Below are 10,853 nucleotides of genomic sequence, written 5' to 3'. Positions count from 1 at the left end.
TAATTATTTAAAATTAATTTCAAAATACAACTATAACATTTTTTACAAACAAAAGAATATAAAAAATAAGAACTGTATCTAATAATATGTAGATTTTTTGAATTATGATATTATTTTTAACATCATTAAAAAATCTTAACCATATTGCAATGATAAAACATATTATGAAAAATATATAATATATCATAAGTTTCTCCTTATGAAGTATAAATTCTTAAACCATAAACAATATATATCATTTTATAAAATTTTTAAATCTATTTTACCTGAAATACATTTTTTATACCTAAACAATAGAAAATAAAAATTTATAATCATATTAAAATGAAAAAACGTTAATATTTATATTATAAAACATAAATAAAAATAGATTGTTATCTATACAGTGAGTGTCGCAAATTAAAGTATAGTAATGAAAAATAATATATACTTTACACTGAAATTCAATTATACAACAACCTATTTTATATATGTATATAGAATTTAATATACATATAAATGATAGTAGTATGTAATAATTTGTGTTTAAATAATATAATTAATATTATTTTATTTTATAATATAAAAAATAGAATTATTTTTAAAGATATATTACTTAAAATACGTTAATTTATACTTAAAGTATTAGAAAAATAAAGAAATTTAAAAGTCCTAATAAACATAAAGATATACATAAAAAACTTTAAATATATTTAATTTATTATGTAAAAATATAATTATTAATATAATAAAAAAGTAAATAATAATTTGTATTATAGAAAAAATTTAATAAAACAAATTTGGTTATTTATATCTGAATAAGCTAAAGATATAAGTAGTAATGCTAAAACAACACTAGAAAAATTTAAAATTTTATTTACCAATGTATTCACCTCAATGATATGTAGATAATATGTAAAGTAATGAAAATATAATACAAAATATCTATAAAAAAAAGAATGGATAATACTTGAAAAGTTAAATTTTATACTTAAAAAAGTAAATTTATTATATTTGAAAAAAATAATAAATTATAGTATATTAATATAAACTGATAAAAAATTAATTTAATTTAAATTATTATGAAAATTAGCTTAGAATTAACTTAAAATTAAAATCATTAAGTTAGGGTATGATATAGAAATCAAGTACATAATAATTTGGTTTTATGTTTTACTTTAAAAGATTATGTAACATTAAAATATTGATATATTTTGAAATAGAGGTGATATATATGTTCTTAATGGAATTGCAATTAAAAGAGAGAAAAAGTTTTTTAGATTTGGCCCAATATACAATGAAAGTTGATAGATATGTTACAGCTAGCGAGAGTTGGATGCTTAAAAAATTTTCTGAAGAATGTGGCTTTTTTGACAATGCATATATCCCTAGAAAAAGGCAACTTGATGATATAAGCAAAGATTTTGAGAATTCAAGAAAGAAAATTAAAAATATAGTTATTTTTGAATTATACAGAATGATATTAGCAGATGGAGTTTTTCATGAAAAGCAAAGAGAATTAGTTGATCATCTTGCTAAACAATGGGATTTCACTGAAGATGAGATTTCGGAAATAATAAATTTATCACAAGAATTAATAGAAATGGCATTAAAATCTTATAAAAGATTAAGTATGAGTTAAAAAAGAAAGCATATGAATGTTCATATGCTTCTTTCTATTTTTAAATGATATAATTATAGGGAAATAAGTTCCAATTTAAATTTATTTAATATCTTTAAAATAGTTATTATGATCCTAATAATACTAAACGTATTTTAAAAATAGTTAATTCTTAACTACTTATAGTTGTACTTAGTTTTATCAACTAATAACAAGGATTTTATGAATAAACTTAAAGATAATATTGATTCTCTATAGGCACTTAATTAAATAAAAATTAAATAAAAAAAGGTGGTACTAAATGAATATACAAATATTTGGAATAAGAAAATGTTTTGATACAAAAAAAGCAGAACGATTTTTTAAAGAAAGAAAAATTAACTTTCAGTTTATAGATTTAAAAATGAAAGCTCCCAGTAAAGGAGAACTTCAAAATATAAAAAATGCAGTAGGATTAAACAATTTAATTAATTCTACTTCGAAGGATTATAAAAAATTGAATCTAGATAAAATAAGAGGAGAAGAAACTAGAATGGAAGTTTTATTAAATAATCCGCAACTTTATAAAACTCCAATAGTTAGAAATGGTAAGAAAGCTACAATTGGATATTCTCCTGATACCTGGAATGAATGGATAAAAGAACAATGATATAAATTAAATAATAAAAATCTTAAAGAAATTAATCTTTAAGATTTTTTTTGCTTGAATTTTCTTGTTGCATTTGTTATATTACATATATAACAAATATAATACTGAGGTGATAAGTTGATAAAAATAGATTTTAATAGTGAAACTCCAATATATATTCAGTTAAAAAATGAAATAATAAAAGAAATAGCAAAAGGTGAGCTAATTGAAGGAGAGTCCCTTCCAACTATAAGAGAATTAGCTAGTGATTTAGGGGTTAATCTTCATACAGTAAATAAAGCATATAATATATTAAAAGATGATGGATATGTAACTATAAGTAGAAGGAATGGAGTAGCAATAAATATAAGTAAAAGAGATGAATCTTTAAAAAAAATACAAGAAGAAATGGATTTTTTAATTAAAGAAGCAATTTGCAAAAATATAAGTAAAAACGAACTTATAAACTTATTAGAAGAAGTTTATGAAAATACTAAAATGAAAAATAATTAATAGTTAATATTTTATATAAGGGGATGAAATTATGAGTATATTTTTTTTCATATTTAACATATTTATGTCAGTTATAATGATGGGATGTGGACTTTTAAGTCAAAGCTCAATGGGAGACAAGACGGTATGTTTTGGTATTAGAATACCTTATGGTTATGAAAAAGATAAAGAAATAATTAAAGCATGTAAAGAATATAGAAAAAATTTAGTTATTAGCTATACTATATTTACAATCATATTGATGACTGTATTGTTTTTGATAAATGAGGAATATCAGCCTGTCATTATATTAATAAATGCATTTTGTGGTATAGGCATTATACAAATGTGCTATTATAAAGCATATAAGGTTATTAAAGATATAAAGAAAAATAATAATTGGAAAGATCTTTTAAAAGATAAAAGCATTATTGTAGATTTAAAATTTAGAAAAAAATCAAAGAGTAATAAAACTTTAGCAATTTACATTATATGTTTTGTTATAACTTTCATTGATTTAGCTATACTCATAAAGTTTAAAGTTACTAATATGTATTATCTAGTTATAATTCAGTTTTTAACAGTAATTTTAGGATTAGTTTTATATAATAAAGTTTTGAAAGTAAAACAAAATTTAAATGGTGGTCCACTTGAAGTAATAAAGGATAAAGCTATTTTAAAAAGAAAATTTATAAATGATATAATAGCATGGAGTATAGCTGTTACAAGTATAATAAATAGTATGATTATTTTAAGCACCATAGATATAATTAATGAAAGTGTAGTATCAATTATATCTATTGTAATCAGTACTATACCAATTATATTCATATTTATATATGTAAAAAAAATAAACAGCAATAAAAATGTTAATTATGGAGAAATGATAACAGAAGATTCAGCTATGATAAATAGAGATGATGACGATTTGTATATAGGTGGAATGTTTTATTATAATCCAATGGATCCAGCTTTAATGGTTGAATCAAGAGCTGGAGTAGGAATAGATATGAACTATGCCAAAACAGGAGCTAAAATAATAACAACAATTATAATAGCAGTTCTAATGGCTACAGTTCTAGGTGTGTTTTTACTTTCATACAATATGAAAAAAATGGATATTGATATAACAGAAGATAGTATAAGTATAACTGGATCGATGGTTTACTCAGATAATATAAAATATAATGAAATAGAAGAAGTTATAATAGAAAAAATGCCTAAGTGTATGTTAAGAACCAATGGAGCTGCTATAGGAAATGTTAAAATTGGAAGTTTTAAAACAGATGGTTATGGAAATGTAAGATTGTATGTTTTAAATGATGAAAATCAAGTTATAAGAATAAAGTATAATAATGGACGATATATATTCATAAATTTTGAGGATGAAAATAAAACAAAAGAAGTTTATAAAAAAATAGATAAATACATGTAAAAATTCTATAAAAAGTTTCTATGTTTATAATAAAGCATAGAAACTTTTATATTATATTCGATTAAATGGATTAATCATGTAATTTTCAACATTTTCTAAAACCTCATCATTGCCTACATAAATTAAAATATCTCTAGCTAACAATGTAAAATAAGGTCCAGGAGATAGAAATGTTTCATTATCACGTTTTACACCAATTATTGTAGCTTTTGTATGATGCCAAAAATTAAGCTCACCGATACTTTTGCCAATTATAGAACTATCAACAGGTACAGTACTTTCAAAGGGAATTATTGTACCTACATTACGAAGTTGAGTGGCAAATTTTATTATAGAATTTAATTTTTGTTCAATTTCATCATCAATTTTTTTCTTTTCATTTAATAGTTCAAAAGTTTCTGATTTTAAGTTGTTAAAATCAGACTGAGTTTTAAATTTATTTAAAAAATCAACAGCTTTTTTCCTACTATTTATTATTATTCCACTTTTCTCATTTACTGTAACAACATCCATGTCTTTAAGTAATGCAATGGATCTTCTGATAGTTTCAGGTGAAACTTGGTAAATGCTTACAAGTGTTGTTCTACCTGTTATTTTGCTACCTTCAGTAAATTCATTTTTAACTATTCTATGAGCTATATCAGTAGCAATTCTTATGTAGTTTGGAATTTTCACTTTTTTTGTCATTATAGATATGCACTCCCCTAAATTATACTATAGAAATTAAATGTTATAAATTTATTAAAAATCTAATTTAAAAGTGAAATTAGAATAATAATTATATAGTTTAAATAAGTTTGAACTTTAATTTATTAGTTAAAAAATTTTTTATTCTAAATTGTATGATCGAATTCAAACTATGTTCAAGCATATAATTACTGTTTATATATCTACTATTTATAATCTACAATTCCTAATATTTAAATTGGAAAAAACTTTAGAACCATATATGCTCACACAATTTTAAATTTTATCATAAAAAATATAAGATGTAAAATTAATATAAAGATATAATGGGACAATTTGCATTATGACAACTTATATGTTAACATGAATGTGTCAGAACAAAAAAGTAAGTAACTTAATATATTGAAATTAAGTTACTTTTTTATTCGCAAAACTGACAACTTTATAAAAAAAGTAAGATTTCACTTAGGGGGTAGATAAATTTTATGATTTATAAAAAAGAGAAAAATATTAATAAAAATTTTTTAAAAGATAATATAGTCTATATTAGTTCTATAGTATTTGCTATATTGGTAGTATTTTGTGGAGTATTTTTTAGAACTAGTTTAGAAAATGGGGTAAATTTAATATATTCAATAATAATAGATAAATTTTCATGGGTTTATTGTGGACTTATGCTTATATTCTTTTTATTTTGTATATGGATAGCATTTAGCAAATTTAAAGATGTAAAGCTTGGAGACGACGATTCAAAACCAGAATTTTCAAATTTAACTTGGTTCTGTATGCTTTTTAGTGCAGGAATTGGAATAGGACTAGTTTTCTGGGGGGTAGCAGAACCATTAACACATTATATTAAACCGTTAAACCTTCAAGGGGCAACACCAGAGGCAAAGGAATTTGCTTTTACCAAATCATTTCTTCATATGGGGATATCCGCATGGGCATGTTATTCAGTTTTGGCATTAGCACTAGCATATATGCATTTTAGAAGAAAAAAACCCATACTTATCAGTAGTTTATTAATACCTTTAATAGGTGAGGAAAGAGCTAATGGAATGTTAGGAAAAATTGTTGATATATTTACTGTATTAGCAACGATGGCAGGAATAGTTACGTCTCTTGGTATGGGGACACTTCAAGTTAATAGTGGGCTAAATTATTTATTTGGAGTACCAGATAACAATGTTGTAAAGATAATAATAATAACAATAATAACAGTGTTATTTTTAATATCTGCTTGTACAGGTGTAAATAAAGGGATAAAAATATTATCTAATACCAATATGATTTTAGCAGGAATATTTTTAGTTATGGCAATCATTATAGGACCATTTAGTGATATGTTTAATAATTTAATTTTAGGATTAAAAGGGTATGCGGTAGAACTTGTTACTACTAATAATAATATCTTTGTAAAAGGTGAATGGTATGGAAAATGGACTATATTTTATTGGGGATGGTGGATTGCATGGGCTCCATCAGTAGCAATATTTATAGCCAGAGTTTCTAAAGGTAGAACTATAAAAGAATTTATAAGAGGAGTATTGTTTGTTCCAGCTGGTTTTTGTATTATTTGGATGGATGTATTTGGAACTTTGGGTATTAATGCACCGTTAAATGTTGGAACAGTTGCTATAGAAAAAGTTGAAACTGCACTATTTATGATTTTTGAAACTTATCAATTAGGGTGGATAATGTCAATAATAGCTGTAATTTTACTGTTTACATTTTTCATAACTAGTGCAGATTCTGCAACTTACGTTTTGGGAATGATAACATCAAATGGAAATACAGAAGTTAAAAATTCTAAAAAAATAGTATTAGGAATGATGCAAGCAGGAATAACTATAGTACTGCTTTTTGCTGGAGGGCTTGCTATGGTGCAAAGTGCATCAATAGTTATGGCATTGCCATTTGGTATTATAATGTTGATTGTAATTGTAGCTTTTACTAAGGAATTATATGCAGTAGAAGAAAATGAAAGTTTAAAAAGTAAAAAAATAAGCGTGAAAAAAGTAGAATCACAGGGTTAAATAATTAATATTTATAAATATTAAAGTACATTTTAAAATAGATATTAATAAAAGTAGGCAGTAATTTTAAATTACTGCCTATTTTTATCTAAAATTACTGTATTGAAAAACCTGTATTTTCAATACAAGTTTTTATTTCATTCTCAGTAGCAGGTGAATTATATTCAATTTCTACGGATCCTCTTGCAAGATCAACTGCGATTTGTTGAATACCCTCTATTTTAGTTAATGAATTTTTAATTTTAGTTTTACTCTCTGAATTTGACATGCCAGAAACATTGTAATGTAGTTTATTCATTATAACTCTCCTTTCATAAATTAATTTTAATAATAGTTTTAAAATAGATTTCAGTTATAGTATTAAGTAAATAATTAAAAATTATCCTTATTTAAGCATTAAAGAATTCATAAAATTATTAAGCTAGAAATAGTATATTAATAAGAAATAAAATAAAAAATAACACAAAAGGAATTTAAAATGGGAACAGGCAGAATAAGAAATATTCCAAGTAGACAATTGCAAAATGCTTTAGGTAGTGAGGAAGAACAATTATTATCATCTATACAAGCTATTTTCATTGCGCCTATAAGAAATGTAGCTATTGATATTCAGTTTGGTATAACTATAGAATATTTTTTTATAATACTTTTGTATTGGGTTAATAAATATAAAAATGGAAATTTTGAAGGGTTAGAGGATTTAGGAGAATTAGATGTGGATGCTGAAACAATTGAACAAGGCGATGATATTTATTTTAGAAGTATAAAGTTTTTTGTTAATATTGCATATGTAAAAAATAAAAATGATATATATCCAGTAGCGTATGCAATAATATTACCTATAACATGGAAAGAATTTATTACTTTTTTTACTATAGGTAAGATGACTAATCAATTGAGAGAAGAAGAAGTTATAGAAGAAGAGACAGAGACAGGATTATAATTAAATTGGTTTATATATTAAAGTAATTTATTTATAAGTATAGGTAAACAAGCTCCAATTTAAATTTATTCAATGATTTAAAAATGCTTCATATGAAATATAGTATTGAATTCTAAGTGATTCGGAACATGCCTCACTATTTTAAGGTATCCAAGTTTAAAAATGGATAACTCTAAGAGTCAACTTGGAACCCTATAGAGGGATACAATCTTGAAATTAAATTTATACATGAAATTTTTGTTATCAGTTGAGAAAAATAACTACAACTGTTCACTATTCACTCTTAACTTTTAACTAAAACAATCTGTTAGTTATTGGGAAAATATTAATTAAAACTTTCTCATTTGATAAATGAATAACTTTAAAGCCTAGTTCAAACCCCTATAGAGTAGTTAAAATAAATGGAGGTGAATTTTGTGTTGGTAGCAAAACGGATATTTTTATTAATTCCAATATTGCAGTTTATAGTTATAATTTTAGATAGTGTTTATGTAACGATTAGATGCAAAAAAGAAGGAAAAACCAATGGTGAACTTCATACTTTCATAAAAATGTTATTTAGTTTTTCAATGATAATAGTGGCTTTCATTTTTTGGGAAACAAATAACAATGAAAATTTAAAAACATATTTAATGTTCATATTTTTAGGAATGACTTTTTCAGCAATTGGGGATATGGCAATGGCAAAGCTTATAAAATCAAAAGATAGGTTAATGTTAGGTATGACGTTTTTTTCACTAGCACATATACTTTATATATTAAGTTATATAGAAATTACTAAGATTTTTCAATATGAATTTGGTGGACTGATTTTAATTTTCATTATAGGGTATATAGTAATTTTAGGTGTATGGAAAAAGTTTGTTTATAACAATACAAGAACTAAAAAATTTAATTTTATTAGCTTAATTTATTCAATTCTTATATCAACTATGATGTTTTTATCATTAAATTTAGCAATAGAATCTAAAGGGGAATTTATTATTTTAACTATAGGGGCAACTATATTTATGATTTCGGATTTTATAATATCTTTATCAGAAATAAAGGAGATAGGTCTTAAAAATCAATCCATTTGGGTTTGGATAACTTATGTTATTGCTCAAATTTGTATAGTTTATAATTATCTACTAGTTTTATAAAATTTAAATAAACATAGTGATTAGTGGATTTAGAAACATTTAAATATATAGTGGAAATAGACGGGGGTGTACCAAAATGAAGTTTTTTAAACTTGATTTTGATACAACCCCTATTTTGTGTAAATTAAAATTTGAGTTTATTTCCATATAGTATAGTAGAAGAAAAGTTTGTCTATAGTGTATAATATTATGGAAGTGATAAGAAAAGCATTTGGAGGAAATTATGAAGAAAAGATTAGCAAAAGCTGCTACGGTCATTATGATTATGACACTTATAAATAAAGCTATAGGATTCTTAAGAGATGCATTAGTGGGAAGTGCTTTTGGAACTACCTATCAGACAGATGCTTATAATATAGCTATGAATGTATCGGACTTTTTATTTATTATGATTGCATTAGCTATCACAACAACATTTATTCCAATACTGAGTGATACCTTAAATAAAAAAGGTAAAGAAGAAATGTTTGATTTTGCAAATAATATTATGAATATAACAACGGTATTAGGAATAATACTAATTATTTTAGGCGTTATATTTTCTCCGGCGATTGTAAAAATTATGGCGTTAAATGCAGATAGTAAAACTTTTGACTTAGCGGTAAATCTTACTAGAATTAGTGTTGTAACTTTAGTGTTTTTAATTATGCACTCAGGGTATACTGCTATACTTCAAACTATGGATGATTTTTTAGGACCAACAGTTGTTGGACTTATATTCAATATTCCGGTTATAGTTTACATATTATTTGGTGCAAATGGTGGTGTATATGGGTTAACAATTGCAACAGTTATTGGAGCTGCACTTAGGGCGTTAGCTCAAATTCCATTTTTGTATAAACATGGATTTAGGTTTAAACCTATATTAAATTTAAGAGATAAACGAATAAAAAAAATGCTAATGTTGATTTTGCCAGTAATAATTGGAGCATCTGCGAATCAAATAAATAAACTAGTGGATCAAACATTAGCATCAGGCATAGCTAATGGAGGAATATCTGCATTGGTTTATGGTCAAAGAGTATCCGATGTTATTTATGCTACTTTTGCAGTGGCTATAATAACTGTTATTTTTCCAACTATGTCTATGGCTATAAGTGAAGATGATGGAGCAAAATTCAAATTTTATATGGAAAAGGGTATAAATAATATGAATATGATATTATTTCCATGTACAATAGGATTAATAGTACTTAGTACACCTATTATAACTGTAATATTTAAACATGGAATATTCGATGATAGAAGCGTAGAAATGACTGCTTCTGCACTTGCTTATTATGCAATTGGTATACCTTTTTTTGGGCTTAGAGATATATTTAATAAATCATTATATGCAGCTCAAGATACAAAAAAATCTACAATAAATGGAATAATAGCTGTAATAATAAACATAATATTAAGTTTATTATTCATAGAAAAACTAGGGTTAAAAGGACTAGCGTTATCAACTTCATTAGCTGCAATAGTAGCTACTATATTGTTATTTGGAAGTGTAAAACAAAAAATAAAAAATATAGAGACTAAACCTATATTTAAACCGACGTTAAAAATATTTATTGCTTCATTAATAATGGGAGCTATAGTTAAACTGTCTTATGATTTCATGTATGAGATTAATATGTTACTAGCAATAGGTATATCTATCATAATAGGTGTAGTTATTTATGGTTTATTGTTAAAAGTGTTTAAAGTATCTGAATTTGAAGAGATTATTATATATATAAAATCTAAAATTAAAAGTTAAATATAAACTTAACAAAAGCAAAAGGTATAAGGGTGAATTTTAAATGAAAAATAAAATTTTAATTGGAGAAATGGCAAAGTTACATAATGTATCAACTCAAACTCTTAGATATTATGATAAAATAGGACTTTTTAAGCCACAAC

The 10,853-nt window shown here is 24.1% G+C and carries 11 protein-coding genes; 9 read left to right on the top strand and 2 right to left on the bottom strand.

Going from position 1 to position 10,853, the window contains the following annotated elements:
- The first annotated feature begins 1,213 nt into the window (after positions 1-1,213).
- The 4 genes from CSGHG_RS09765 to CSGHG_RS21895 all read left to right on the top strand — a co-directional run bounded on the left by CSGHG_RS09765 (position 1,214) and on the right by CSGHG_RS21895 (position 4,155).
- Positions 1,214-1,621, top strand: coding sequence for a hypothetical protein (locus CSGHG_RS09765; RefSeq protein ID WP_010294540.1), 408 nt, complete (start codon positions 1,214-1,216; stop codon positions 1,619-1,621).
- A 280-nt stretch (positions 1,622-1,901) separates the two neighbouring features.
- Positions 1,902-2,249 carry an arsenate reductase family protein gene (locus CSGHG_RS09760; protein WP_010294538.1) on the top strand — a complete coding sequence of 116 codons (348 nt, stop codon included), beginning with the start codon at positions 1,902-1,904 and terminating at the stop codon, positions 2,247-2,249.
- 117 nt (positions 2,250-2,366) lie between these two features.
- Positions 2,367-2,741, top strand: coding sequence for a GntR family transcriptional regulator (locus tag CSGHG_RS09755; protein ID WP_010294536.1), 375 nt, complete (start codon positions 2,367-2,369; stop codon positions 2,739-2,741).
- A 31-nt stretch (positions 2,742-2,772) separates the two neighbouring features.
- Entirely contained in the window at positions 2,773-4,155 is a 1,383-nt protein-coding gene (locus CSGHG_RS21895) for a PH domain-containing protein (RefSeq protein WP_010294534.1), read from the top strand.
- A 51-nt stretch (positions 4,156-4,206) separates the two neighbouring features.
- Here the strand turns inward: CSGHG_RS21895 and CSGHG_RS09745 are convergent, their stop codons facing one another.
- Positions 4,207-4,842, bottom strand: a complete 636-nt coding sequence (locus tag CSGHG_RS09745; RefSeq protein WP_010294532.1) for a TrkA C-terminal domain-containing protein — start codon at positions 4,840-4,842, stop codon at positions 4,207-4,209.
- A gap of 485 nt (positions 4,843-5,327) precedes the next feature.
- On the opposite strand from CSGHG_RS09745, the gene CSGHG_RS09740 reads away from it, so the two are divergent.
- Positions 5,328-6,878 carry a BCCT family transporter gene (locus CSGHG_RS09740; protein WP_010294529.1) on the top strand — a complete coding sequence of 517 codons (1,551 nt, stop codon included), beginning with the start codon at positions 5,328-5,330 and terminating at the stop codon, positions 6,876-6,878.
- 94 nt (positions 6,879-6,972) lie between these two features.
- Here CSGHG_RS09740 and CSGHG_RS09735 read toward each other — a convergent pair whose 3' ends face one another.
- On the bottom strand, positions 6,973-7,176 hold the full coding sequence (locus CSGHG_RS09735) for a heavy-metal-associated domain-containing protein (protein ID WP_010294527.1): 204 nt from the start codon (positions 7,174-7,176) through the stop codon (positions 6,973-6,975).
- Between the two features lie 180 nt (positions 7,177-7,356).
- On the opposite strand from CSGHG_RS09735, the gene CSGHG_RS09730 reads away from it, so the two are divergent.
- The 4 genes from CSGHG_RS09730 to CSGHG_RS22660 all read left to right on the top strand — a co-directional run.
- On the top strand, positions 7,357-7,821 hold the full coding sequence (locus CSGHG_RS09730) for a hypothetical protein (protein ID WP_010294522.1): 465 nt from the start codon (positions 7,357-7,359) through the stop codon (positions 7,819-7,821).
- Positions 7,822-8,237: 416 nt separating this feature from the next.
- Positions 8,238-8,963, top strand: coding sequence for a lysoplasmalogenase (locus tag CSGHG_RS09725; RefSeq protein WP_010294520.1), 726 nt, complete (start codon positions 8,238-8,240; stop codon positions 8,961-8,963).
- 223 nt (positions 8,964-9,186) lie between these two features.
- A complete protein-coding gene (gene murJ, locus CSGHG_RS09720; protein WP_010294517.1) occupies positions 9,187-10,710 on the top strand; it encodes a murein biosynthesis integral membrane protein MurJ in 1,524 nt (507 codons plus the stop codon).
- 43 nt (positions 10,711-10,753) lie between these two features.
- The coding region (locus CSGHG_RS22660; protein WP_010294516.1) for a MerR family DNA-binding transcriptional regulator at positions 10,754-10,853 on the top strand (100 nt) is incomplete at its 3' end.

Origin of the sequence: Clostridium senegalense JC122 (genome assembly GCF_000285575.1) — a bacterium.
GTDB lineage: Bacteria > Bacillota > Clostridia > Clostridiales > Clostridiaceae > Clostridium_J > Clostridium_J senegalense.
This window is presented reverse-complemented; position numbering and strand designations above follow the sequence as displayed.

Bases quoted from the DNA above. Each gene is read 5' to 3' on its own strand.
- CSGHG_RS09765 (WP_010294540.1), top strand. From the start codon at position 1,214: ATGTTCTTAATGGAATTGCAATTAAAAGAGAGAAAAAGTTTTTTAGAT.
- CSGHG_RS09760 (WP_010294538.1), top strand. From the start codon at position 1,902: ATGAATATACAAATATTTGGAATAAGAAAATGTTTTGATACAAAAAAA.
- CSGHG_RS21895 (WP_010294534.1), top strand. From the start codon at position 2,773: ATGAGTATATTTTTTTTCATATTTAACATATTTATGTCAGTTATAATG.
- CSGHG_RS09745 (WP_010294532.1), bottom strand. From the start codon at position 4,842: ATGACAAAAAAAGTGAAAATTCCAAACTACATAAGAATTGCTACTGAT.
- CSGHG_RS09740 (WP_010294529.1), top strand. From the start codon at position 5,328: ATGATTTATAAAAAAGAGAAAAATATTAATAAAAATTTTTTAAAAGAT.
- CSGHG_RS09735 (WP_010294527.1), bottom strand. From the start codon at position 7,176: ATGAATAAACTACATTACAATGTTTCTGGCATGTCAAATTCAGAGAGT.
- CSGHG_RS09730 (WP_010294522.1), top strand. From the start codon at position 7,357: ATGGGAACAGGCAGAATAAGAAATATTCCAAGTAGACAATTGCAAAAT.
- murJ (WP_010294517.1), top strand. From the start codon at position 9,187: ATGAAGAAAAGATTAGCAAAAGCTGCTACGGTCATTATGATTATGACA.